General features: G+C 61.8%; 19 protein-coding genes. 8 read left to right on the top strand and 11 right to left on the bottom strand.

Annotated elements, in window-relative coordinates:
* Nucleotides 1–5 precede the first annotated feature (5 nt).
* Entirely contained in the window at nt 6–1853 is a 1848-nt protein-coding gene (gene recQ, locus RIG82_00185) for a DNA helicase RecQ (GenBank protein ID MEQ9459358.1), read from the top strand.
* A 6-nt stretch (nt 1854–1859) separates the two neighbouring features.
* Here the strand turns inward: recQ and RIG82_00180 are convergent, their stop codons facing one another.
* The 8 genes from RIG82_00180 to RIG82_00145 form a co-directional block, all read right to left on the bottom strand.
* Entirely contained in the window at nt 1860–2651 is a 792-nt protein-coding gene (locus RIG82_00180) for a polysaccharide deacetylase family protein (protein ID MEQ9459357.1), read from the bottom strand.
* A complete protein-coding gene (locus RIG82_00175) occupies nt 2648–3652 on the bottom strand; it encodes a hypothetical protein (protein ID MEQ9459356.1) in 1005 nt (334 codons plus the stop codon). The genes RIG82_00180 and RIG82_00175 overlap by 4 nt, the downstream gene beginning before the upstream one ends.
* A 15-nt stretch (nt 3653–3667) precedes the next feature.
* Nucleotides 3668–5719 carry a hypothetical protein gene (locus RIG82_00170; protein MEQ9459355.1) on the bottom strand — a complete coding sequence of 684 codons (2052 nt, stop codon included), beginning with the start codon at nt 5717–5719 and terminating at the stop codon, nt 3668–3670.
* 88 nt (nt 5720–5807) lie between these two features.
* Entirely contained in the window at nt 5808–6776 is a 969-nt protein-coding gene (locus RIG82_00165) for a trypsin-like peptidase domain-containing protein (protein MEQ9459354.1), read from the bottom strand.
* Nucleotides 6773–9010 carry a hypothetical protein gene (locus RIG82_00160; GenBank protein ID MEQ9459353.1) on the bottom strand — a complete coding sequence of 746 codons (2238 nt, stop codon included), beginning with the start codon at nt 9008–9010 and terminating at the stop codon, nt 6773–6775. Before RIG82_00160 ends, RIG82_00165 begins: the two co-directional genes overlap by 4 nt.
* 121 nt (nt 9011–9131) lie before the next feature.
* On the bottom strand, nt 9132–9668 hold the full coding sequence (locus RIG82_00155; protein MEQ9459352.1) for a type II secretion system protein: 537 nt from the start codon (nt 9666–9668) through the stop codon (nt 9132–9134).
* A 73-nt stretch (nt 9669–9741) separates the two neighbouring features.
* Nucleotides 9742–10050 (bottom strand): hypothetical protein, encoded by a 309-nt coding sequence (locus RIG82_00150; GenBank protein MEQ9459351.1) that lies wholly within the window; start codon nt 10048–10050, stop codon nt 9742–9744.
* Nucleotides 10047–11018 (bottom strand): sodium-dependent bicarbonate transport family permease, encoded by a 972-nt coding sequence (locus RIG82_00145; protein ID MEQ9459350.1) that lies wholly within the window; start codon nt 11016–11018, stop codon nt 10047–10049. Before RIG82_00145 ends, RIG82_00150 begins: the two co-directional genes overlap by 4 nt.
* 187 nt (nt 11019–11205) lie before the next feature.
* On the opposite strand from RIG82_00145, the gene RIG82_00140 reads away from it, so the two are divergent.
* The 5 genes from RIG82_00140 to RIG82_00120 all read left to right on the top strand — a co-directional run bounded on the left by RIG82_00140 (nt 11206) and on the right by RIG82_00120 (nt 20210).
* Nucleotides 11206–12351 (top strand): PLP-dependent aspartate aminotransferase family protein, encoded by a 1146-nt coding sequence (locus RIG82_00140; protein ID MEQ9459349.1) that lies wholly within the window; start codon nt 11206–11208, stop codon nt 12349–12351.
* Nucleotides 12352–12515: 164 nt separating this feature from the next.
* Nucleotides 12516–14234: a DUF1338 family protein gene (locus RIG82_00135; protein ID MEQ9459348.1), complete on the top strand. Its 1719-nt coding sequence runs from the start codon at nt 12516–12518 to the stop codon at nt 14232–14234.
* An 89-nt stretch (nt 14235–14323) separates the two neighbouring features.
* Nucleotides 14324–15523 (top strand): efflux RND transporter periplasmic adaptor subunit, encoded by a 1200-nt coding sequence (locus RIG82_00130; protein ID MEQ9459347.1) that lies wholly within the window; start codon nt 14324–14326, stop codon nt 15521–15523.
* Nucleotides 15520–18570, top strand: a complete 3051-nt coding sequence (locus tag RIG82_00125; GenBank protein ID MEQ9459346.1) for an efflux RND transporter permease subunit — start codon at nt 15520–15522, stop codon at nt 18568–18570. Before RIG82_00130 ends, RIG82_00125 begins: the two co-directional genes overlap by 4 nt.
* Nucleotides 18571–18602: 32 nt before the next feature.
* Nucleotides 18603–20210, top strand: coding sequence for a TolC family protein (locus RIG82_00120; protein ID MEQ9459345.1), 1608 nt, complete (start codon nt 18603–18605; stop codon nt 20208–20210).
* Between the two features lie 269 nt (nt 20211–20479).
* Here RIG82_00120 and RIG82_00115 read toward each other — a convergent pair whose 3' ends face one another.
* The 3 genes from RIG82_00115 to RIG82_00105 form a co-directional block, all read right to left on the bottom strand.
* Nucleotides 20480–21340 carry a formylglycine-generating enzyme family protein gene (locus tag RIG82_00115; protein MEQ9459344.1) on the bottom strand — a complete coding sequence of 287 codons (861 nt, stop codon included), beginning with the start codon at nt 21338–21340 and terminating at the stop codon, nt 20480–20482.
* A gap of 139 nt (nt 21341–21479) precedes the next feature.
* On the bottom strand, nt 21480–21644 hold the full coding sequence (locus RIG82_00110; GenBank protein ID MEQ9459343.1) for a hypothetical protein: 165 nt from the start codon (nt 21642–21644) through the stop codon (nt 21480–21482).
* 35 nt (nt 21645–21679) lie between these two features.
* Nucleotides 21680–22486, bottom strand: coding sequence for a DeoR/GlpR family DNA-binding transcription regulator (locus RIG82_00105; GenBank protein ID MEQ9459342.1), 807 nt, complete (start codon nt 22484–22486; stop codon nt 21680–21682).
* A gap of 119 nt (nt 22487–22605) precedes the next feature.
* Here RIG82_00105 and RIG82_00100 point away from each other — a divergent pair, with 119 nt between their 5' ends.
* Both RIG82_00100 and RIG82_00095 read left to right on the top strand, forming a co-directional pair.
* Nucleotides 22606–22944, top strand: a complete 339-nt coding sequence (locus RIG82_00100) for a hypothetical protein (protein MEQ9459341.1) — start codon at nt 22606–22608, stop codon at nt 22942–22944.
* 50 nt (nt 22945–22994) lie between these two features.
* Nucleotides 22995–24170: a Gfo/Idh/MocA family oxidoreductase gene (locus RIG82_00095; protein ID MEQ9459340.1), complete on the top strand. Its 1176-nt coding sequence runs from the start codon at nt 22995–22997 to the stop codon at nt 24168–24170.

The raw sequence follows: 24170 nt of genomic DNA, 5'->3' as shown, positions 1-24170 counted from the left end.
CAGGGATGCGTGAGACGGAGCTTGCGAACGAGTCAGGGACGGCGCTGGAGGTACTCGAGCGGGTGTTCGGGTACGCGTTGTTTCGTGGACATCAGGCGGAGGTGATCGATGCGGTGGTGGGCGGGGCGAGTGCGTTGGTGCTGATGCCGACGGGGGGTGGGAAGAGTCTTTGTTATCAGATACCGGCGATGCTGCGGTCGGGGGTTGGGGTGGTGGTGTCGCCGTTGATTGCGCTGATGCAGGATCAGGTGGCGGCGCTGCGGCAGGCGGGGGTGAAGGCGGCGTACTTGAACAGTAGCCTTGAGTGGGGCGAGGCGCTGGAGGTCGAGCACGACCTGGTGGATGGGAAGCTGGACCTGCTCTATGTGGCGCCGGAGCGACTGCTGAGCGGGCGGTTGATGGACCTGCTGGGGCGGGTGCGGGTGGCGCTGTTCGCGATTGATGAGGCTCACTGTGTGAGTCAGTGGGGTCATGATTTCCGGCCGGAGTATCAGCAGTTGGGGGTGCTGGGCGAGCGGTTCCCGGATGTGCCCCGGCTGGCGCTCACGGCGACGGCGGATGAGCGGACACGTGGTGACATTGTGGCGTGTCTGGGGTTGGAGGGGGCGCAGCGGTTTGTCAGCGGGTTTGATCGGCCGAATCTCCGGTACCACGTGACCTTGCGGACGTCGGCGCGGCAGCAGTTGCTTGAGTTTCTTGGGCGGTTTGGTCGGAACGATGCGGGGATCGTTTACTGCCTGAGCCGGCGGAAGGTGGATGAGACGGCGGCGTGGCTGAGGGAGAAGGGGTATCGGGCGCTGGCGTATCACGCGGGTCTTGATGGGGCGGTGCGGTCGGAGCATCAGGCGCGTTTTTTGCGGGATGAAGGCGTGATCATCGTGGCGACGATCGCGTTCGGGATGGGGATCGACAAGCCGAACGTGCGATTTGTTGCGCACCTGGACCTGCCCAAGAGCATGGAGGCGTACTACCAAGAGACGGGGCGCGCGGGGCGGGACGGGCTGCCGAGCGAGGTGTGGATGGCTTATGGGCTGTCGGACGTGGTGCAGCTTCGCGGGATGATTGATGGGTCGGAAGCGGGGCTGGAGCAGAAACGGATCGAGCGGCAGAAGCTCGAGTCGCTGTTGGGCTATGCCGAGACGGTGGCGTGCCGGCGGCGGGTGCTCTTGCGGTATTTCGGGGATGATCCGGAGGAGCGTTGCGGGAACTGCGATAACTGCCTGAATCCGCAGACGCTGATCGAGCAGCCGGAGGCGACGGAGCTGGCGCAGAAGGCGCTGAGTTGTGTCTACCGGACGGGGCAGCGGTACGGGGCGGGGTACATCGCGGACGTGCTGGTGGGTGCGAAGGACGAGCGGATCGAGCGGAACGGGCATGATGCGGTCAGCACGTATGGTGTGGGGAAGGATCGGAGCAAGGCGTCGTGGATGGGTGTGGTGCGGCAGTTGGTGTCGGGGGGGTGGTTGACGGTGGACGGCGAGTATGGGTCGTTGGTGCTGACCGAGTCGTCGCGAGCGGTCATGCGGGGTGAGGTGGAGATTCCGCTGCGGCCTGAGCCTGAGCGGAAGAAGCGTGCTCGGGGTGAGCGGCGGGATCGCGGGGGTGCGGGGGCGAAGGTGTTGGAGGGTGATAAGGATCAGGCGTTGTTCGAGCGGTTGCGGGAGGCGAGGTTGGTTTTGGCAAGGGAGCAGGCGGTTCCGCCTTATGTGATCCTGCACGACGCGACGCTGGTGGCGCTGGCGAAAGCGAGGCCGGGGTCGCTAACCGAGTTGGGGCATGTGCACGGGATCGGTGCGACGAAGCTGGAGCGGTATGGCGAGCGGCTGCTGGAGGTGATTGGGGCAGCGGGGTGAGATGAGTCAGCGAGGGGGGATGTAAAGAAGTTCATCGACGCGGACGAGTTGGTAGCCGCGGCGGTGGAGTTCGTCGATGAGGTTGGGGAGGAGGCGGTGGAACTTGTCCTGGCGCTGCGAGCCCATGTGGAGCAGGAGGAGGTGTCCGGCGAGGCCGTCGGGGTTGCTCGTTTCGTGGGTGAAGATGTCAGTGAGGATCTGAGTGGAGGGGCGAAAGGCGCGGTGTCCTTCGGGGGCCCAGTCGCGGTGGGAGCCGGAGCCTGGGGTGAAGTTGAAGAGGAGGACGCCGAGGTCGGCGGACCACTGGGTGTGCTGGGCGTTGTACCACTGGTAGGGCGGGATGAAGTAGGTGGGGAAGCGGTCGGGTACGCCGAGGTCGTGGAGTTGGTTGATGTTCCTTTTGAGGTCGTTTTTGAACTCGGCTTCGGTGACAAGGGACTCATCGCGGTTGTCCCACGGGGCGAGGAGGAGGTGGGCGTGGCCGTGGGGTCCGACGAGGTGTCCTTCGGCGATCATGCGTTGGACGTGGGGCTGATATTCGGGGATGGCGAGGTAGTCGCCGGTAGGGAAGAAGGAGGCTTTGACCTTTTTGTCAGCGAGGGTGTCGAGGATGAAGGGGGTGCCTTCGCCGTGGTGTCCGCCTGTGAAGACGAGGGCGATCTCACGTTTCTCGGTCTGACCGCGGACGACGCCTTGTTCGACGATCTGCCACCTTGGATCGAGCAGGTCGGGTGTGACCTGGCGGGTGCAGGCGGGGAGTGTGAGGAGAACAAGGAATAGTATGAGCAGTCGTGTCATGGTGTGGTCTCGTCGAGAACCTGCTGGATCAGGGCGCGGATGGGGTCGCGGCGGGAAGGGTCGATGGCGTAATAACGGACATCATCGGGTTGGACGGCGAAGTGGCCGGGCTGGTTGGTTGTGGTGTAGGTGACGCCTTGGGATTCGATGGTGTTGGCGTTGGCGGGTTGGTCGTTGATGATCACTCTTGTCTGATCGCGCCAGGTGCGGAGGGTGGCGAGGAGGCCATCGGTGTCGCCGGTGACGTGGAGCCAGAAGAGGAGGCCGGTGTCGGTGTAGGGGGCACCCATGAGGATTTGTTTGGCGTAGAAGCCGGTGTTGGCTTTCATGGCGGGGGTGAGGTCCTGCCATGTCGTGCCGGGGGGAGGTTTGGCGACGGGGGATTTGGCCCAGTCATCGGCCTGGCCGAGTTCACCACGGACGAAGGGTTCGAGCCAGAAGTAGCGTTGGATGGCATAGGGTGAGCGGCGGCCGAACTGCTCGTAGGAGCGTTGGATGTAGTCGATGATCATGTTGGCCTGGATGTCGTGATGGTCACGGCAGAAGGCGTAGATTTCGGCGTTGGTCCAGGAGGGATCGACGCCATAGGGCGGGCCGTAGATGTTGCGGATGTTGGTGACGGTGAGCTGCCAGGGGCCGATGGTGGTCTGGCCGATCATGTCGGCGGTTTCTTCGGCGGTGGTCTTTCCCCAGAGGCGGTCGGGTTGTTTGAAGAGGGAGACGGCTTCCTGGAGCGAGTGGGCCCAGAGGTCTTCGAGGCCGACGAGGGTTCCTCGGCCGGCGGCGTGTTGATCTTTGAGCGCGTGGTAGGCGGTGTCGAGGATATCGAGCCCGCCTGGGGCGTATCGATCGGGGTGTTGTTCGATGTAGGCGCGGAGGCGGTCGTAGCGCTGGTCGAGTGTGGGCGGAGGGGTTGGAGGTGGTGTGTTGGGTATGGTCGCACAGGCCGTCAGCAGGGTGACGACCAGCAGGGCGGTGAGGGCTGCGGCGGTGGGTGTCATGGTTGGTAGTTGGATTTATTCGTTGGGGAGTTCGGCGGCGGATTCGATCAGCATGCCTTCGGGGGTGAAGGTGATTTGTCCTGCGGAGACGCCAAAGGCTGCGGCGAGGTCTTCATCGGAGGGGATGAGGTTGCGGATTTTGTCGGCGAGTGAGGGGTCTTCGAGGTCTGCGTTGTCGAGGGCCCAGAGGGCGAAGTTTTTGAGGTCGATGGTGGAGGCTCCGCCATCCTGGATGGACATGGACATGCCGGGGCGGAGGTTGATGATGCGGCTGGCGTCCTGATAGAGGACGGAGCCGGCCATGGAGAAGCGGCTGTCGGGCGGGTTGTTGAGGAGCGTCAGGAGGCGATCGAGGATGGTGGGGCCGACGGTGAGGACGAGGCGTCCGTTGCCGAGCATGAGTCCCATGGGTGGTCCGACTTCTTCGGAGGAACGGAGCCCGGAGAAGCCCTGCTGGTCGATGGATTCGATCGCACCATCGGACTGAGGGACGATGGTCATGGCGAGGGCGTTGATGACGCGTTGCCATAGGTCGGCGTCGGTGACTTCCCAGACGAGGGCGACGGGCTGGACTTGCTCTGGGACTTCGATCTCGTCCCAGTCGTCGGTCTGCTCGTTGTATTCGTAGTCGGTGGCCATGACCTGCTCGTGCTTGGCGAGCACGATGCTGTGGCGGGTGCCGAGGCTCGAGAGGAGGGTGCGGATGTCGGCCTGGATGAATCCGAAGAGGGTTCCGTTGGCCATATCGACGCCCTGGCGAGCTTCGGGCCCCGCGGTCGCCGTGGCTACTTCGACGATCAGGTCGTAGAGGAGGCCGAGGTCGTAGGCGAGCTGGGTGTAGCCGACATCAGTAGGGACCCAGCCTGGCGGCGTGGGGGGGAGTGTGTTGGCGGCGAAGGTCTGGGGGAGCCCGGTGCGGGGCTCGGGCATGCCGAGGAAGAAGTTCTGCCGGAGGGCCTGTCCGTCGAGGGCGATGGCTCCGGCGAGCATGCCTATGCGGTCGAGCCCGAGCGTGGACATGACGGTGTTGAAGGTGTCGACGTTCTCGGGGTTCTCGTTAGCGATCATCTGTTCGCGGACGATGTTGTTGATCAGGGCGAGGTCGGCGTAGATCTCAAAGACTGCGCCTTGCTCTGGGACCAAGGTGGCGATGGCGGGGGTGGCTTGGACGCGGGCGAGGAAGGGGTCGGCGGCGCCTTGGGTCTGAGCGGCGAGGAAGCGGGCGGTGACGGCGTGGAGGGTCTGGAGGTCGGTTTCGGTTTCCCAGTCGATGTTCCCGGCGGCGTTGTTGTTGGCGAGGTCACGGCCGCGGTTGCCGAGTTGGGGAAAGCCGATGGCCATGATGAGGCGGCCGGGCATGCGGGCGATGAGGGTGTGGGTCTGGTCAACAGTGACCTGCTGGGCTTGTTCGTTGAGGCGACGCTGCTCTTCAAAGTGTTCTTGGATTTCTTCCTGAGACATCTGTTCAAAGTTGTCGGGCATCTCGAATCCGAGTTCACGGTCCATGCCCATGATGTTTTCGGTGAGTTGTCGGACTTCGACGCCAGCGAGTTCGAGATCGACTCGGGTGGGGACGTTGTCGTCGCCTTCGTCGATTCGCTTTTGTAGGGCGCGGTCGGTGGCGGTGTAGAGGCGATCGATCATCTCGTCATCGAGGTCTGCCCAGAAGACACCGATGGTGCGTGGGGCCATATCCGGTCGGGGTTCGGCGATGACGGCAAAGCCCCAGTTGCTGGTGGCGAGGTCGATCAGGTCTTCTGGGGTGAAGCCGAACTCGGCGAGTTGGTCGGTGAACTCTTCCCAGGACTCGGCGTCGGACTCGGTGATCAGGCTCCGGACCTGGCTGAGGCGATCCTCGGTGAGGATGCGTTTGCCCAGGGCGGTGGTGTCGCGGAGTTGTTCGAGGAAGCCTTTGGTGTCGGGCATGCGTACGCAGAAGACGGTCTCGGCGGGGAGAGCTTCCCAACCGGGGCGGAGTTGCGCGGTCGCCTGAGTGGGGAGTACGCAAACGGCAAGAGCCACGAGCATGAGGATGTTGTTGCGGATGCGGCGGGTTGGTGTCTGCATGGCGGGTTTCCGGGAGAGGACGGGCTGATTGGGTGTGTTTCTTGCACACTCGGGCGTCTGGGTCAAGGCTGGCTGTTTGCGTGGGAGGTTATTCGGTGTCTGGGTTGTGGTACGGGGGATTGAGGTAGTGCACGCCGTTCTGGGGCTGTGTGGGGTCGTAGAGGAAGGCGTCGTGGTTGTCGAGGAAGTCGATGAGGTCGCGGGCGGGGATGCCGAAGGCGAGGCCGTTGAAGAAGGTGTAGCCGGCGCAGGCGACGCCAACGACTTCGCCACGGGCGTTGAAGAGAGGCCCGCCTGAGTTGCCGGGGTTGATCGAGGCGTCGGTCTGGATGAAGCGGAGGTTGCCGATGGTGCGGGTGGTGGAAGAGACGATGCCCTGGGTGACGGAGCGTTCGAGCCCGAGGGGGTTGCCGACGGCGAAGACCAAGTCGCCGACAGTCAGGTCGTCGTTGGCGGTGATGACGGTGGGTGTGGGTTGTGGGCCGTGTTCTTCCTGATCCCAGACGACCTGGAGGAGTGCGAGGTCGCGGGTGGGTTGGAGGGCGATGATTCGGACGTCGCGGATTTCGACTTTCTCGCGGCCGTCGTCGGTTTCTTTGGAGATGGTGACGGCGAGTCTGGTTTCGCCTTCGACGACGTGGTAGTTGGTGATGAGGTGTCCGTTGTCGGAGATGAAGAAGCCGGTTCCGAGTCCGCCGGCGGACCGGACCATGACGACGGCGTCGCCGTAGCGTTCGACGAGGGTCTGGATGGGGGCGGGTTCGAGTCGTCCTGTGGTGTAGAGGTCGTTGGCGGTGAGGGCATCGGGTTGTGCGGTGGCATTTTCGGCGGCGAGGTCGAGCAGTTTTTCGGCTGGGATGGTCATGGCGGTGAAGTCGAGGTCGATGACGACGCTGGCGTCGGTCTGGCGGAGGAGTGTTCCGGAGACGGTTGATCCACCGACGAGGGTGGCGGTGACGACCTGGCCGACGAGGGCGTCATCCTGAGCGTTGGCTAAGGGCGCGCTTGCGAGGGTGAGCGAGAGAGCGAGTGTGAGGGCCGTGAGGAATCGAGTCATGGTTGATTCTCCCGCGCGAGGTAGATGAGGAGTCGGTCGTGGCTCAACAGAGCGAGGTCCTGGTGGCCGTCGCCGTCGATGTCGATCCCGATGATGCGTCGTGGTTCGGTGATCTGGTCGTCATCGGAGGTGCCGCCGTAGGGGTAGGTCTTGTCCTCGAAGACGGGCCAGGAGAGATCGGGGGCGAGTTGGTGGTCGTCATCGGGGGTCATCAGGGTGACCTGGTGGCGGACATCATCGGTGAGGATGAGGTCGTCGGCGTTGTCGCCGGTGACATCGGTGGTGAGCACGCGATGGACGGTGGCGTTGGAGGTTCCGGCGGGTCGGCCCGCTCGGGCGTCAATGGATTGGGTGGCATCGAGTTGGAGGGGGCGTCCTTCGGCGACTCGGGTGACGCCAGCCTGGTCGGGCATGATGAGGCCGAGGGTGGGGTCGTCGATGAGGGAGCGGCCGCGGTTGGTTCGGGTGGTGGAGACGACGCGGAGGACGCCTGCTTCGTCGGGTGCCATGCCGTGGATGGCAGAGCCGCCTTGTTCGAGGGCCCAGGCGAGGCCGGCTTCGCGTAGGACGAGGTCGGCGAGTGGCAGGCCATCGGGGAGCATGACCTGGTCGGTGGCGAAGAGGTTGTCATCGAGCCATTGGAGGACGCCATCGGTGAAGCGACCGAGGCGGATGCCATCGGGTGTATCGAACAGCTTGAACTCTTCGATGCGGGCTTTGCTGAGGTGGCTTGGGGTGGTTGAGTTGGCGGTGCTATCGTCGGCCAGGGTGACCAGTCGAACGGTGCGTGCGAACTTGTCGAGGACGAGGAGGCGGTTGCCGCCTAGCCATGTGGCCTGCTCGGCGGTGTTGGCTACCGCTGGGAAGAGTGTGGTTTCGGGATCGCCGCCGGTTGTCCATTGGCCGAGGTGGAGGTCTTTGTCGGCGCGTTGGATCCACCAGGTGGTGTCGCCGATGTGTCCGAGACCGAGGATGAGTCGGTCTTCGGCTTCGGAAGCGAGCCCCATGGGTTGTGGGAAGGAGAGGCGGCCGTCGGCCCACTGGGTTGTGAAGAGGTCGGCTCCTTCGTCAGGCCAGAGGAGGATGGTGCCGGGTTGTGCGGAGGGTGCTGTGGCGGCTTTGACCGAGGCGATCACGGGGAAGCTGCCACGCTGCGACCAGCCGTCGGGGGTGTGGGCAAAGAGGGTGGCGCGGGGCTGTTCGGGGTCGAGGGCGACGAGGGTGGGCTCGTTGCGGATGGTGGTGGCGGCCCAGACGGCTTTGTCGGCTCCGGCGAGCGCGATGGGTTCGGAGCGGCCGAGGTCCTCGGTGTCGCCACGGGTCATGCGGTAGCGTCGGACGAGTCCTGCGGGGCTGGCTTCGAGGACGACAATCTCGTCGGCGGCGTTGTTATTGCGGATGCAGACGGCCCCGCTGATTGGGCGATCGTAGAGGGTCTGGGCGGGGCGCAGCGTTCCATCGCGGACGGGATACCAGCGGAGGGAGCGGTCATCGGTGTTGGTCCACTCGACGAGGTCATCGTGGCCGTCATCATCGAGGTCGGCGAGCCACCAGTCGTTGCGTCCTAGGGATTCGCGGGGCTCGATCCATGAGGCGCGGCCGATGTCGGCTTCTTCGGTGGCGGTGAGGGTGAGTCGCTGGATGCCTTCCTGGAGGCTGATGAGGAGTTCGAGGTTGCCATCGGTTGAGAAGGCGAGGAGGAGGTCGTCGGCGGGGGTGAATCTGCCTGCGCGGAGTTCCCAGCGTTCGGTGGGGGTCCAGTTACCCTGGTCATCGAGTGTGAACTGGAGGATGCGGTTGGGGTCGGAGACAAGGATGTAGAGTTCGGGGGTTGCGTCATTGTCGGTGTCGAGGATCAGGACATCGTGAGGGAGTTGGCTGACGGGGACTTCGGTGCGTTTGAGTTCCGGGGCCATCGGGAGGTCGTTGATGGAGGCGGGATCATCGGGGTCGGGTTCGGCGAGCGGTTCGCGGTTTTCGGGGTCGAGCCAGTGGAAGATTTCGAGGCGTGCCTGGCGGGTGTTGACCAGGACGAGGTCCTCGCGGCCATCCTGATCGAGGTCGGCGACGTCGAGTCGGTAGGGGTTGCCATCGAGTTCGATCACGCGGAGGCCCTGCCAGCCCGTGAACGGCTGGGCGACAGCGGATTGGGAGAGCAGGAGCAGGAGAGCCGGGAGGATGGCGAGGACGCGAGCATGCGTCGCCTTGGCGTGGGCAAGGGGTTTGGGCGTCACGCGGTCATCCTCCAGAAATGGCGGGGTTTTGGGTGTTGAACGCGGGTGCAAGGTAGATGTACGGCGTGAGGCCGTCAAAAGTTCCCGGATTCAGGTTGTTGGTGGGTGACGGGTGGGTGGTTTAGTCGCGACGGAGGGACATGTTGCCGAGGAGTTCGCTGATGTCGGTGGCGATGGCTTTGTTGGCGGTGGTGTCAGATTCTTCGAGGATGAAATAGTAGCGGCCGGAGGCGAGTTTGCGGAAGCTGCCTGATATGAGAGCGCCGTCGTCGATGAGCTTGTCGACGCGGCGCATGAGGGCGTCGGTCGTGGCGTCGGATGTATCGAAGTGGACGCCGATGGCGGCGGTGACACTCCCGGCGTCAGCGGTTTCGTTGTCCCATTCTCCGCCCAGTGGCGTGGGGTTGGCCCAGGCTTGTTCATCGACGTAGCCCTTGAGTTCTGAGGGGGCTAAGCCGGAACTCCCGTCTGGTGGCCAGGCTTTGTGGTCGAGGTGATAGAGCTCGCAGGCGCGAGCGAACTGGCGCAGTGTGGTGGCGAAGGAGGTGATTCGTGCGCCATCGGACGCGATGGACATGCGCGGAATCGCGATGGCAGCGATGACGGAGAGGATCGCCAGAACGAGGACAAGCTCGATGAGAGAAAACCCGCGGTTCATGTTTGAGAGGGATCGACCGGATATGGGTCGGGCTTGTCGGGTTTGCGCGGGTGCTGAGGTTTAGGAGGGTTGCTCAGGTTTCTTTTGGATGGTGTTGGACGTGCTGGCAGTCGGAGATGAGGCAGAGCCCACCTGCGCGGGCGAGGATGGGTTGGGCGGCATCGACGATGGTTTTGGTTTTGTCGCTGGGTGTGGCGACGATGACATAGGCGTTGGAGGAAGTCCCGCTGAGTTCGTCAGCGGACTGGATCCCGCGTCCGCCCCGGCCCATGACGTGGTGGATGACGGTCCAGCCGGGTGCTCCGGCCTGATCGATCTTGTCGAGGAGGTGCTGGAGGTGGGAAGCGCCGATGACAAACTCGATACGCTGGCTGGGTTTCATTGGAGGAAGCTCTCGATGATCCAGAGGTAGAACGGAATCCCGATCGCGATGTTGAAGGGGAAGGTGACACCCAGAGAGAGGGGGAGGTAGAGGCTGGCGTTGGCTTCGGGCAGGGCAAGTCGTATGGCGGCGGGGACGGCGATGTAGCTGGCGCTGCCCCAGAGGATGGCCATGAGCAGGGTGTCGCCTGTGTCGAACCCGAGGAGCCACGAAATGGTGATGCCCATGAGCCCCTGGACGAGGGGCATGGCGATGGCGAAGGCGATGAGGAAGGGGCCTGAGCGGCCGAGTTCGCGGAGGCGTTGGGCGGCAATGAGCCCCATGTCGAGGAGGAAGACGCAGAGGAGACCGTAGAAGGGCTCGTACATCATGGGCTCGACTTTAGCCCAGCCCTCGTCGCCAGCGAGGTAGCCGATGACGAGGCTGCCCAGGAGCAAAAGGACGGCGGAGTTAAGAAAGGCTTCGTGCCCGAGCCGGCCCCAGGGGAGGGATTCGTTGTCGGTTCGTGGGCTGGACATTCTGGCGAGGAGGACGCCGACGACGATGGCGGGTGACTCCATGAGGGCCATGGCGGCGACCATGTATCCGCCGAAGGTGAGTCCTCTGGCTTCGAGGAAGCTGCAAGCGGTGATAAAAGTGACGGCTGAGATGGAGCCGTAGCAGGCGGCGATAGCGGCGGCGTTGGTGGTGTCGAGTTTGAAGCGGAGGACCCAGAAGGCGAGTAGAGGGGTGAGGACGCTGCCGAGGATGGCGACGGCGAGGACGATTGCGATGTGAGTGGTGAGGCCGCTGCGGGCGAGTTCGACCCCGCCGTGGAGCCCGATGGCCATGAGGAGGTAGATCGAGAGCCCGCGGGCGATAGCGGGGGGGACGGCAAGGTCTGAGCGGACGAGGGTAGCCGCCGCTCCCAGAAGGAAGAAGAGGATGACCGGAGAGGTGAGGTTGTCGAGCATCACGCTCAGGTCCAAGGAATCTGTCTCCGTCTGGGTGTGAAGTCTCAACTCAGTGTAAAGGCTTGAGGGGTGACGGGCTGGGGTGGAGTGGGTGTGCTAGGATTCGCGACCTAGCTGGTGGGGCTTGTGAAGGCTCGTATGAGCCTCATGGGTGGTTAGCTGGGACAGAGTTTTGATTTTTTTGATTTAGGAAGTGAACGCCGTGAAACAGCAGAGTCGCGCGATCCATGAGGGTGTGTATCAGGACAAGACATGGAACTCGGTGACGACGCCGATCTATCCGTCCTCGACGTTCTCGTTCCCGAAGTTGGGGACTCCGCCGAAGTATGACTACACACGGTCGGGGAACCCGACGCGGGGCGGTCTCGAGGAGAGCCTGGCTTCGCTGGAGGGAGGGACGGTGTCGTTGGCGACCTCGACGGGGATGTCGGCGATCACGACGGCGATGCTTCTGTTTGAGAAGGGTGACCATCTGATCACGGGCAATGATATCTATGGCGGGACGTACCGGCTGTTTGATGCGGTGCTGCCGAAGCTGGGGATCACGTTTAGTTTTGTGGACATGCGGGATGTGGATGCGGTGAAGGCGGCGATCCGTCCGGAGACGAAGGCGTTGTGGATCGAGACGCCGAGTAACCCGCTGCTAAATATTGTTGATATAGAGGCGATGGTGGCGTTGGCCAAGGCGCATGGGTTGATGACGCTGGCGGACAACACGTTCTTGTCGCCTATCTTCCAGCGGCCGTTGGACCTGGAGGTTGATGTGGTTGTGCACTCGACCACGAAGTACATCAACGGTCACAGCGATGTGGTGGGCGGGGCGGTGATCGCGAAGGATCCGGAGCTAGGCGCTCGAGTACGGGATGCGGGGAATGCGATCGGGTCGGCGTGTTCTCCTTTTGACGCTTTCTTGGTGTTGCGAGGGATCAAGACGCTTCCACTTCGGATGAAGGCGCATCAGGAGAATGCGGGGAAGCTGGCGGCGTGGCTGGAGAAGCACCCGAAGGTCTCGAAGGTTTATTACCCAGGGCTGGCGAGTCATCCTCAGCGAGCGCTGATTCAGAAGCAGATGCTGGGTAACGGCGGGATGTTGAGTTTTGAGCTTGACGCGGCTGAGGCTGAGATTCCCCAGTTTTACGCTGCGTTGAAGATGCTGCTCTTGGCGGAGTCGCTGGGGGGTGTGGAGTCGCTGATCGAGCAGCCGTGGTCGATGAGTCACGCGTCGATGGGGCCGAAGGGCTTGAAGGAGTCGGGGATTACGCCTCAGACGGTCCGGATCAGCGTGGGACTGGAGGCGATGGAGGACATCATCGAGGACCTGGAGCGGGGTTTTGCGGCGCTGGGTTGATGGCCGTTGAAAGCGTGAGACAAGTTGTCATCAGATGGAAGCGTCTGGTTGTCTGTGGCGTTGCCCGGGGTATGATTGAAGGTAGTAACGCGGTATCTGGCGGCTGCTCTAGGTCGTTTTTGTGAGTCGTCGTCAATGCCTTCCTCTGGTTTGGAGTCACTGAGATGTCACGCGATTTTGTTGACCGAGTTGAGATGCAGAACCGGCTGTTTTCGGAGCTGTCGCGAATGTTCGGCGAGGAGGTTCCGCTTTATGACAAGTCGCTGGCGGTGAATCTCGTGTGTAACCGGGCGGTGTGTGCTCTGGTGGGCAGGCGGTTCCCCGGCTTCTCGATGAGTGATGAGCAGATCAATCTGACGAGTGGGGAGCGGCATGGTGCGATCCGGATCGGGCGGCCGGATGAGTACCGGTGGATCGGCCGGTTCTTCTCGGTGTTCGCGATGGAACCACACAACTTCTATGACATGGCGAGCATCGGGGCGAAGAGTCAGCCGGTGATCGCGACGGCGTTTCGTTCGGAGGCGTACCCGGAGCATCGGGTGTTCTCGTCGCTGCTGATGACGGACTACTTCGATGAGGCGACGCAGGAGCGGGTTGAGACGCTGCTGTCGGATCGTTGTGTGTTCTCGGATCGAGCGAAGGCGCTGATCGAGAAGGATGAGTCAGAGGGCGGGTTGAATCGAGAGGATTTCGAGGCATTGATTCACGAGGGGACAGATCGGATCTTCAAGTGGACGGGGCGGGCGCGGGACCATCAGCTCTACAAGGATTTGTGTGAGGGTGGTTTCAAGATCGCTGCGGACATCGCGTGTTTTGATTCGCATCATCTGAATCACCTGACGCCTAACACGTTTTGTATGGATCTGTACACGTCGGCGATGAAGTATGCGTTGGGCGAGTACGACGAGGCGGCGCTGCGGTTGCGTGCGGGGGCTGCGCTGGAGCGGATTCGGGTTGATGGCGATCGAGATTACATGACGCTTCACTTCAAGCACCTGACGCGGGCGGAGATTGATGGCCTGCCTGAGACTGATGTGTCCGGTTCGGTGGTTGATGAGCTGATCGATGGTCTGGTCGATCGCCTCAACGAGCCTGATCTTGATCTGAGTAAGTTGGATCACGCGGGCTTTAAGGATTTTACGGAGGGTCCTGCGGTGGGGACGCCGGTGCTGCTGCGGCAGGATGCGTACAAGGCGCTGACGGAGGCGGTGGTGTTTCATAACCCTGACGGGACGGAGACCCGGACGGTGCACACGGCGCGGTTTGGTGAGATCGAGCAGCGGTTTTACGCGACGACGCCTAAGGGCAGGGCGATGTATGACCAGTGCTTGGCGGAGCACGAGGAGGCTCGTAGTCAGGACCCGGGCCTGGCCAAGCGGGACTTTGAGGCTTACCAAGCGGCTCAGATTCAGGCCTATGCGACGTTCCCTAAGACGCTTGGGGAGTTGCTGGAGCAGGGTCTGGTGTATGGGCGCTACGAGCCGACTGATGCTGGGCTGGCGGCGGCGGGGTCGATTCAGACGTCGGACCTCAGGACTTTGGTGCAGCAGGGGTATGTGCGTGCGGATGGGCTGAGGTACGAGGATTTTCTGCCGTTTAGCGCTGCGGGGATCTTCGCGTCGAACCTGAATCAGTATGGGACGACTTCGACGGCTCGGCAGCGAAAGGAGTATTCGCAGGAGATGCTCGAGGAGATCCTCGGCAAGCCGATCGTGGATACGGATCGGAGTTACCGCGGGATGGAAGCGCAGTCGGTGCTGAAGACCTACGAGCGGCTGGGGCTTACCGGGTGGCTATCGGAGGCTGAGTTATCGAGGTTGAAGAAGGACGCGGAAGGCTGTCCGGTCGGGGTCTCGCGGCGATCGACGGCGTTGGTCAAATAACAGGATGAAGAAGTGCGTTGCGGGATGCCTGAGGGGTCTTGTTACCCTACTATTGTATTAGTTGGTCATAACAGGCTCAGGAGCTTTTCTTGTCGCGATCCAGGCGAGTTTTCGTGGTGTTGCTGACGGTCATTGTGCTGGCAGGCCTTGGGATTGTTCTGTTCCCAGTGGGGGCTGCTTCGTCGAGTCAGCGAGGGCAGGCTGAGGGTGAGGCGATGCCTGTGCCCGTCGAGGTGGTGGCGATTGAGCGGGGTCCGATTGAACTGAGGCGGACTTTCAGCGGGAGCCTCGAGGCGATGCGCGAGATGACGGTGGCCGCCAAAATTGGTGGGCGGATCGATCGGGTGGCGGTGGATCTGGCGGATGAAGTGAGCAACGGGGCGGAGGTGGTCGTTCTGGATGGGGATGAGCAGGAGCAGGCGGTCGCTCAGGCCGAGGCGGAGCTGGCGGTGGCGGAGGCGAATCTGGTCCAGGCGCGGGATGCCCGTGAGATTGCCGAGCGGACTATGGACCGTCAGGCGACGCTGCGAGAGCGTGGCGTGGCCTCGGACGCTCAGTTCGATAGCGCTCGTGCGGAGCAGTTGGCGGCGAGGTCTCGAGTGGTGGTTGCGGAGGCTCAGCTGGAGAGGGCGCGATCGGCATTGCAGTCGGCGCAAATCCGGTTGGGCTACACGCGTGTGCGGGCCATCTGGGATGAGGAGGATGAGCGCCGGGTCGTGGCGGAACGGCGGGTTGAGCAGGGCGACACGGTGGCGGCGAATACGTCGCTGCTGACGATTGTGGCACTGGACCCGATCAAGGCGGTGGTGTTTGTGACCGAGGCTGATTACGGCCTGTTGCAATCAGGGCAGTTGGTAGCGCTTCGGACGGATGCTTATCCGGGTCGGGTGTTTCGGGGGACGGTGACACGGGTGTCGCCTGTGTTTGAGTCGAGTTCACGGCAGGCGCGTGTCGAACTGGAGGTTCCGAATCCCGAGGGGCTGTTGAAGCCGGGGATGTTTGTTCGCGTGGAGATGGTCCTGTCCCGGGTTGAGGACGCGTTGATGGTGCCGGAGGTGGCGCTGGTGCGGCGGGCGGATCGTCCGGTGGTCTTTATGTTGGATGAGGAGCTTGGTCGGGTGCGGATGGTGGGTGTTGAGACGGGGATCGTCAGTGACGGGCGGGTGCAGATTCTTGAGGATTCGCTGGCTGGGCGGGTCGTCACGCTGGGCCAGCAGTTATTGGATGACGGGTCTGTGGTGGTGGTTCCGGGTGATCAGTCGCCAGAGCGTAGTGAGACCGGCGAATGAACCTTCCGCGATTTAGCGTTCGGCGGCCTGTGCTGACGTCGATGGTCACGTTGATCATCGTGGTGTTGGGTGCGGTAGCTCTGGGGAAGCTGCAGATTGACCTGTTACCTGAGGTAGAACTGCCGAGGTTGACGGTGCGGACCGGCTACGACGGGGCGAGCCCGGAAGTGATGGAGCGGCTGGTCACTCAGATTGTCGAGGAGATCGTGGCGACGGTGCCTGGGGTTGAGGAGATGACATCGTCGAGTTCGGAGGGTAACTCGCGTGTGCGGCTGACGTTCGCATCGGGTGTCGATATTGATACCGCGGCGTTGGATGTTCAGGCTCGTCTGGAGGATGAGCTCAATGAGTTTCCCGATGACATCGAGCGGCCGAGTGTGAGCAAGTTTGATATCGGCAGCTTCCCGGTGGTCATCGTGGGCATCTCGAGTGACCTTGATCCGGTGGAGTTAACAGAACTGGTTGAGAATCAGGTCCGTTACCGCTTTGGACGGATCGAGGGGGTGGCGCAGGTCGATCCGTGGGGCGGGTTTAATCGAGAGGTTCGGATCGAACTCGATGTTGATCGCATTCGGGCGCTGGGGCTGCCGTTTAATGAACTCTTGGAGACGATTCGTGATGCGAACATCGATCTTCCGACCGGGAGCATTCATCAGGGCCAGTATGAGGTGACGCTCCGGGCACCTGCGGAGTTTGAGGATGTTCAGGAACTTCGGGATTTGGTGGTCGCAGTGCGGGACGGGGTGGCGGTGACGCTCGGTCAGGTGGCGGAAGTGCGGGATACCTATCAGCGGCTGACGAGGATTGTGCGGGTTAATGGCAAGCGTGGTCTGCGGCTGGCGGTTCGTAAGGAGTCGGGGGCGAACACGGTGGAGGTGTCGAGTGCGATCCTCCGGGAGATCGAGGCGATCAACCAGGACTTCCCGCAGCTTGTGGTGGTGCCGATCAGCAATCAGGGCAACTTTATCGAGCGATCCATCGCCAATGTGTCGCGGTCGGTTCTGTATGGAGGGGCCTTGGCGGTGCTGGTGCTCTTGTATTTCCTTCGAGATTTACGGAGCACGACGGTGATCGCCTTGTCGATCCCGATCTCGGTGATGGCGACGTTGGCTGTGATCTATGTGAGTGGTTTGACGATCAATCTGATGACGCTGGGCGGATTGGCGCTGGGTGTGGGGATGATGGTCGATAGTTCGATCGTGGTGCTGGAGAATATTTACCGGAGACGCGAGGAAGAGGGTGAGACGCCTACTCAGGCGGCGATTCGCGGGACGCGTGAGGTGGGCGGGGCGATTATCGCGAGCACGGTGACGACGCTGGTGGTGTTTTTGCCATTGGTGTTTGTTGAGGGTGTGACGGGGATGTTGTTTCAGGAGTTCGCGTTTGTCGTGGTGATCTCGCTGGTCTGTTCGCTGGCGGTTGCGTTGACACTGGTACCGATGCTGGCATCGCGGCTGTTGGAATCGAGAGCGCGACGGGAGCGTGTGAAAACACTAACTGAGTCTTCAGGGCCGTATGCCAGTGTGTTGAAGGGTGCACTTGAACAGCGTTGGCTGGTTCTGGCCACGGCGGCGGCGCTAGTGGGGTTGTCGGTGATGCTGGTTCCGCAGATTGGCTCGGAGTTCATGCCGCCTAGCGATGAAGGCGAAGTTGATGTGACCGGTGAGATGGACATCGGGATGCGACTGGACCTGGTGGATCGGCAGACGCAGGTCATGGAGGCGGTGATCAACGAGGCGGTGCCGGAGCGAATCGCGCAGATCGTGAGCGTAGGGGCATCGGGTTGGCGTCCCGATTCGGGGTCGCGGGGGTCGATTGACATCACGCTTGTGCCATCGAATGAGCGAGAGCGGAGTAATGAAGCGATCGCGGAGGACCTTCGGCAGCGATTGGAAGGCACGATTCCTGGGATGACCATCCGCACGCGGGCGCCACAGGGCCAGAATTTGTTGAATCGGATTCTTCCCGATGGCGGGGGGCTTGCGGTTGAGATCCGTGGATACGAACTGGGTGTGTTGGAGGCGTTGGCGGAGCAGGTGGTTTCGCGGGTGACTCAGGTCGAGGGTGTGACGGATGTCGATGCGGGTCGGCGGGCGGGAGCCCCGCAGGAGCGATTGACGATTGACCGAGCGAAGGCTGCGGACCTTGGGTTGTCGGCACGGCAGGTTGCGCTTGCTCTCGAGACGGCGGTTTCGGGCAGACAGGCGGGCAACTTCCAGGCGGAGGGCAACAGCTACCCGATTCGCGTGCAACTCAAGGACGCGATTAACCTTGATCTCGATGACATTCTCGGCCTTACCTTGCGCACGTCCGATGGCACGGATGTGGCGCTGCGGAACGTGGTGTCGACTGAGCCGGGTCGTGGGCCTACGGTGATCGATCGCAAGCAGCAGCAGCGGATTCTGAGTGTCGAGGTCAATGTCGGTGGCCGCGACATGGGTTCGGTCGCCAGTGAGATTGAGCAGCAGCTTCGGATGATCGCTCGACCCACGGGGTATGACCTTGATGTCGCCGGCAGCTATCGCGAGCAGCAGGAGGCGTTTGGTGAGCTGAGGCTGAGCATTGGTCTCGCGCTGGCGTTGGTGTATATGGTTCTGGCGAGTCAGTACGAGTCGCTGCGTGATCCGTTGGTGGTGATGTTGTCGGTCCCGCTGGCGGCGATCGGTGTCTTGGTCACGTTGTATATGACCGGGACCACGCTGAACATTCAGAGCTACATTGGCTGCATTATGTTGGGTGGGATTGTCGTGAACAACGCGATTCTGTTGGTGGATCAGGCCGAGCAACTGCGACGCCAGGGGATGACGGCGCTGGTGTCTGCGGTTGAGGCCGGCCGCCGTCGGTTACGTCCGATCGTGATGACCTCATCGACGACGATGCTGGGGTTGCTCCCACTGGCCTTGGGCATTGGTGAGGGGGCGGAAGCGCAGGCCCCGCTGGCGCGTGCGGTCATTGGCGGTCTGCTGGCATCGATGTTGATTACGCTGATCGTCGTGCCGGTTGCCTACACACTGGTTCACCCCGAGAGAGAGGCCGTGGCCGCGTGACGAATCGCTGGCCGTCTAAGCTGAGGTGGGTGATGGCGATCTCGATGGTGAGCGGGACCCTGTCGGGTTGCCTGTCGCCTGAGCAATCCGTTCTGTTTCGGCCAGATTGGGAGGAGGCTCTCGAACGGGCTGATCGTTCGGCGAAGAAGCCTCAGGATGGTCCTGAGGTGATCAATCAAGCGATCCCTCGGTTGTCTGTTGAGACATTGGTGAGTGATGAAGGGGTGCTTGGGCTTTCGATTGAGCACGCGGGGGCGCTTGCGCTCAGTGGCAATCGGGACTTGGCTGTTGAGCAGTTGCAACCGGTGATCGTCGGCGCGAATGAGCTGATTGAGCGTGGACTTTTTGACCCGGAGTTGTTCGGGTCCATCGAACTGCGCGAGGATCGAGCCAGTGAAGTCGATCGTGGGACCGGGACTCGGTTTGGTGTCGAGAGCGAGGACACGCTGACGGAGGTTGGGGTCAGACAGTCGCTGCCTACCGGAACGGAAGTCGAAGCGACGGTTGGATTCGATCGCGAGGTCTCGAACCGAGCGCCCAAGCAGCAGGAGGCTCGGCTTGGGCTTAGCGTGACTCAGCAGTTACTCAGGGGAGCGGGCACTGCGGTGAATCTGGCCCGTATTCGGCAGGCTCGGTTGGAAACCAGGGCATCGATCTTTGAGCTTCGGGGTTATGTCGAGACGTTGCTCGCCGATGTTGAGTCTGCTTACTGGCGTTATGCGCTGGCGCAGGAGCGCATCGCGATTTTCGAGGGGTCGCTGGAGGTCGCCAGACAGCAGCGGGATGAGGTGGAGCATCGGATTGACGTGGGCGTGCTGGCCGAGACCCAGGGGGCGGCAGCGAGGGCTGAGGTGGCGCTGCGGGAGCTGGAGTTGATTGATGCGCGGAGTGAGCTTGAGAATCAGCGTCTTCGGCTGCTTCGACTGATCAACCCGGTGGTTGATGGTGCCTTGGATCGAGAGATCGCTTTGCTCAGCACGCCGGTGACGCAGCCGGAGGTACTGGAGGACATTGCGGATCGTGTTGAGTTGGCGGACCTCAAGCGGTCCGAGCTTGCTGAGGCTCGGCTGCGTCTTGAGCAGGGGCGGTTGGAGACGTTGATGACGCGCAACGGCGTGCTGCCTCGGCTGGAAGTCTTCATTGCTCTGGGTAAGAGTGGATTTGGCGACACGCTGGAGCAGAGCTTCAGGGAACTTGACGAGGACAGCTACGACCTGGCAACAGGGATTCGGCTGAGCCAGGCACTGGGTAATGATGCGGCCAGGGGGCGTCGGGAAGCGTCTTACGCATCGCGGCGTCAGGCCGCGGCGGCGGTGGAGAACCTGCGGCAACTGGTCCGACTGGAGGTCAAGCTCGCGGCGAATGAGGTCGAAAGGTCTCGCCAGCAAGTCTCTGCGTCAAAAACCGCGCGTGAACTGCAGGTCGATACCGTTCGTGCCGAGCGGGAGCGGTTCGATGTCGGCGAGAGTACGGCGATTCTGGTCGCCCAGGTGCAGCGGGACCTCCTTGAAGCCGAGATCGCGGAGGTTGAGGCGGTCGTGGCGTATCGTCTGGCGATGATCCAGCTCTATGTGGCTGAGGGCACGCTGCTTGAGCGCAGGGGGTATGTGCTCGGTGAGCGCAGCAGAGACGGTACTTGATGGGGCTGAGAAGCGTGTTCGATACCAATGAATCAAACCGACGATCCAGAGCGTAAACCGCTGTGGGATCTGTAGCGCCACATCAGTTCAGGACTGAGCTCGATCATGATTCAGACAGCCAGGCAGATTGTCTTCAAGCTTCAGATAGAGTCTCCGCCCGCCTCGTGACATAAGTGCTCATCATTCGTCGCAGTGTCTACAGACCCACTCCACCTTGACGATATCACCGATCTCCTCAAAACAGGCAAATGTCGCGCGATACAGCAGATTCAATCATCCGCCACGCACCGGAATCCCGCATTGGTCCCCGAAGAGTCGGGTGTGTTGCCCATCCGTGCGGCCAGCCGGTATCGGTTGCAGTAACTCACATGACACAGATAGGACCCACCCTTCTGTGCCCTTCGATCCCCTGCCGCAGGTCCCTTTGGATTGACCCGCGTCGCTTCTCGTTCTTCTGCATGCCAGTCCGCACTGAAGAGGTCAGCGCACCACTCCCACACATTGCCCGAGCAGTTGTACAACCCGTATCCATTGGGTTCGTAAGCATCGACCGGGCAGGTCCCTTGATACCCATCCGCCCCTGTATCCCGATCCGGGAACTTCCCCTGCCAGACGTTGCAGGCATGCCGGCCGCGCGGCTCCAGCACATCCCCCCATGGAAATACCTTGCCCTCGAGTCCACCTCGGGCCGCACGTTCCCACTCCGCCTCAGTCGGCAGCCTCTTGCGCGCCCACCGAGCATACGCTGCCGCGTCGTTCCAACTCACCTGTACGACCGGATGTCGCTCAAGCCCTTTCAGATCACTGCGCTCACCAAAGGGTCTTCGCCAGCAAGCCCCCGGCACCGCCAGCCACCAGGTCAGACCGATCACCGCTCGTGTCTCAGCCAGTTTTGTGGCGTACTTCTTTGGCAGATGCCCTCGAAACACAAATGACCACCCGATCCGCTCCGAGTCCGTCTCGTAATCCGTTGCTTCGACAAACTGCCTGAACTCTTCGTTGGTCACCGCCGTCGTATCGATCCAATACGCACCCGTCTCCACCTGACGCACAGGCCCCTCGCCATCTGAGGGGAACATTTTGTCCTGATCATTCCCCATCAGGAATGCCCCCGCATTGATGCGCACCATCCCGGCCCGGTCAACCTGTCGCCTAGTTTCAGTCTCTTTCACCCGCGACTCGGTCTTAGTCTTTGGCGTATTCAACCCCGCGGGCATCGAAGGTCCGCAGCATGCAGGTCTGTATTCGTTTGCATCAGGGGAAGTTGACTCAGGCACGCATGGCCTCCATCTGCTCGAGAACCTCGAGAAGCTGACCGGAAGTTCGGAGTTGGTGGGCCGGCGGCTCGACTGTCCCCATGATCGTCGCGTCCAGAAGATACTCGTAGCCTAGCCAAAGCACCGCTGCGTCCGCACCTAGCGACGAACCGTTCACGGGCGAAGGCAAAAGACCGTATATGGAAGCTTGTATCATTTCTGTGGCGAGTCTACGGATGACTCCGCATCGATTTGTGCAACTCGTACTTCGATCTGCCTGGCGAGCATAGCGTCCAGTAGATCACGAGTACGCTCCGGCCGCGCACTGTCCGTGATCACAACGTCAATCGATTCGAGCCCTGCGTAAAAAACCGAACTCGCCGCCCCGAACTTGGTTGAATCCGCCAGCAGCACACTCCTGTGCGCAGACTCCATCGCCTGCAGCTTGACCGCCGCGTGCCGATCATTCTCTTCACTGATGCCCCGCTGGCCATCGATCCCCAGGCACGAGAAGAAAAACCGACGGATGTTGAACTCTGACAGCGTCCGCTCCGCTCTCATCCCCACGAAAGCCAATGACCGTGAATCGAGAACACCGCCCGTGCACACAGTCTCGACTCTCGATCGTTCGGCCAGCAGTGAACAGACCATCAGAGAGTTGGTCACCACCGTCAGCGGCAGGTCCGGCAAGTGCCGGGCTAACTCACACGCGCTCGAGCTTGCATCCAACGCGATAACGTCCCCCGGCTCAATCAGCCGCACTGCCAACTCAGCGATCGCGCGCTTCTCGATGAGCTGGCTCTGACTCCGCTCGCTGTAGCCCAACCCAGATGGGGCCTCATCGACGACCAAGGCCCCGCCATGTGTCCTCACCAGCTTTCCGCGCTCGGAAAGACTCCGCAGGTCACGACGAATCGTCTCCTCCGCCACCTCCAGGGATCGGGCAAGATCGATCACTCGGGCTGACCCTGATGAAGCCACCAGATGGAGGATTTTTCTTTGTCTAACTGCCGCAATCATGACTTAACCTTACTTCTCAAAGCACCAGTCGCAAGCCCGATTTTGACCGAATAAATCGATGAAAGCTAGAAAGCTACCGTATTCGTATTATTTTTACGGTCAAAAGTGAGTCAGCATCCATGATTCAATCCACCATCGGCACCCTCTGTCATGCCAATGATCACTGGAATGTTGAGGTCGCCAATCGCCTTGATCTTGATCCTGTCGAACGCCTGGATTACCGATCGAACATTCTCGGGGTAGATCAGCGTATCACCAACCCTGGCGGCGGAAACACCTCATCAAGGACCGACCAGAAGCACCTGCTCACGCAAAACACCCCCCTGTGTTCTGGGTTAAAGGCTCAGACAGAGGCGCGAGGCGGGGTGCTGGTGGGGTCGGCGGAGGCGCGATCAATCGACTGTCAACGATTCGTAGCGGGTGATCGGACGCCTTGGGACTGGCTCATGTCAGCGTGATTCTTGATGCTGTAGCATGGCTCGTCAAGACCCGTCGAATGGAGAGTGTGATGTCCGAATCGTTGGTCAGGGTAGGCATGGTTGGCATCGGCACCATGGGGGCAGCGCATGCGAGGTTGTTCGTCAATCAGGAGATCCCGGGGGCACGACTGGCTGCTGTGAGTGATGTGAACCCTACAGCGATGGAGGAGTTTACGCAGGCTGAGCAGTTTCCGAGTGGTGAGGCGATGATTGCTTCGGGGGAGCTGGATGCGGTCGTGGTGGCGACGCCACATTATGATCACCCTGGGCTGGCGATTGCTGCCTTGGAGGCGGGGCTGCATCTGGTGGTGGAGAAGCCGTTGGCAGTGAGCACGCTGGAGGCGGGTCGGATCATCAAGGCGTATGAGAAGCGGCCACGTTCTGAGCAGGTGTTCGCGGTGATGTTCAACCAGCGGACGAATCCGCGGTTCGTGAAGCTGCGAGAGATGATTCGGTCGGGCGAGCTGGGATCGATTCAGCGGGTGAGTTGGATCATCACCGACTGGTTTCGGACCGAGGCTTATTTCCGATCAGGTGGGTGGCGGGCGACGTGGGCGGGCGAGGGCGGCGGGGTGCTGGTGAATCAGTGCCCGCATCAGCTCGACCTGATGCAGTGGTTGTTCGGGTTGCCTAAGAAGGTCAGGGCTTTTGCGCAGTTCGGTGCGGATCACGAAATCGAGGTCGAGGATCGTGTCACGGCGTACCTTGAGTATGCGGACCGAGCGACGGGGACGTTTATCGCGGCGACAGGGGAGTTCCCGGGCTCGAACCGGTTGGAGGTGGCGTGCGATCGGGGGAAGGTGGTGATTGATGAGAGTCGAGAGTCGGACAAGGCGTTTCGGTTCCTGCGGACTAAGGTTGAGGTATCTGAGCACAGTCGAGTGACAGATCGGCGTTTTGATGGTCCGGAGGTCGAGGAGATCGTGGTGCCCATCGATGGTAAGGGCGGTCAGCACAAGGCGATCTTGGTCAACTTCATAGAGGCGATCCGTGACGGGGCTGATCTGATCGGTCCGGGTGTTGAGGGGATGGGTGGCGTCGAGTTGGCGAACGCGATGCTGTACTCGGCGTGGACGGACCGGACGGTCGAACTGCCGGTGCCTGAGCTGGCGTACGCTGAGGCGCTGGCGGAACGAGCGGCGGTGAGTCGCTTTCGCAAGAAGCCAGTGGTGGCGGTGAAGGATGATGTCTCGGGGTCGTATTAA

It is taken from the genome of Phycisphaeraceae bacterium, from assembly GCA_040222855.1.
Classification (GTDB): Bacteria; Planctomycetota; Phycisphaerae; order Phycisphaerales; family Phycisphaeraceae; genus Mucisphaera.
The sequence above is the reverse complement of the archived record's forward strand: the minus strand, read 5'-3'. Positions and strand labels throughout refer to the sequence as shown.

Bases quoted from the DNA above. Each gene is read 5' to 3' on its own strand.
- recQ (MEQ9459358.1), top strand. From the start codon at position 6: ATGCGTGAGACGGAGCTTGCGAACGAGTCAGGGACGGCGCTGGAGGTA.
- RIG82_00180 (MEQ9459357.1), bottom strand. From the start codon at position 2,651: ATGACACGACTGCTCATACTATTCCTTGTTCTCCTCACACTCCCCGCC.
- RIG82_00175 (MEQ9459356.1), bottom strand. From the start codon at position 3,652: ATGACACCCACCGCCGCAGCCCTCACCGCCCTGCTGGTCGTCACCCTG.
- RIG82_00170 (MEQ9459355.1), bottom strand. From the start codon at position 5,719: ATGCAGACACCAACCCGCCGCATCCGCAACAACATCCTCATGCTCGTG.
- RIG82_00165 (MEQ9459354.1), bottom strand. From the start codon at position 6,776: ATGACTCGATTCCTCACGGCCCTCACACTCGCTCTCTCGCTCACCCTC.
- RIG82_00155 (MEQ9459352.1), bottom strand. From the start codon at position 9,668: ATGAACCGCGGGTTTTCTCTCATCGAGCTTGTCCTCGTTCTGGCGATC.
- RIG82_00150 (MEQ9459351.1), bottom strand. From the start codon at position 10,050: ATGAAACCCAGCCAGCGTATCGAGTTTGTCATCGGCGCTTCCCACCTC.
- RIG82_00135 (MEQ9459348.1), top strand. From the start codon at position 12,516: ATGTCACGCGATTTTGTTGACCGAGTTGAGATGCAGAACCGGCTGTTT.
- RIG82_00125 (MEQ9459346.1), top strand. From the start codon at position 15,520: ATGAACCTTCCGCGATTTAGCGTTCGGCGGCCTGTGCTGACGTCGATG.
- RIG82_00120 (MEQ9459345.1), top strand. From the start codon at position 18,603: ATGGCGATCTCGATGGTGAGCGGGACCCTGTCGGGTTGCCTGTCGCCT.
- RIG82_00115 (MEQ9459344.1), bottom strand. From the start codon at position 21,340: ATGGTGCGCATCAATGCGGGGGCATTCCTGATGGGGAATGATCAGGAC.
- RIG82_00105 (MEQ9459342.1), bottom strand. From the start codon at position 22,486: ATGATTGCGGCAGTTAGACAAAGAAAAATCCTCCATCTGGTGGCTTCA.
- RIG82_00100 (MEQ9459341.1), top strand. From the start codon at position 22,606: ATGATTCAATCCACCATCGGCACCCTCTGTCATGCCAATGATCACTGG.
- RIG82_00095 (MEQ9459340.1), top strand. From the start codon at position 22,995: ATGTCCGAATCGTTGGTCAGGGTAGGCATGGTTGGCATCGGCACCATG.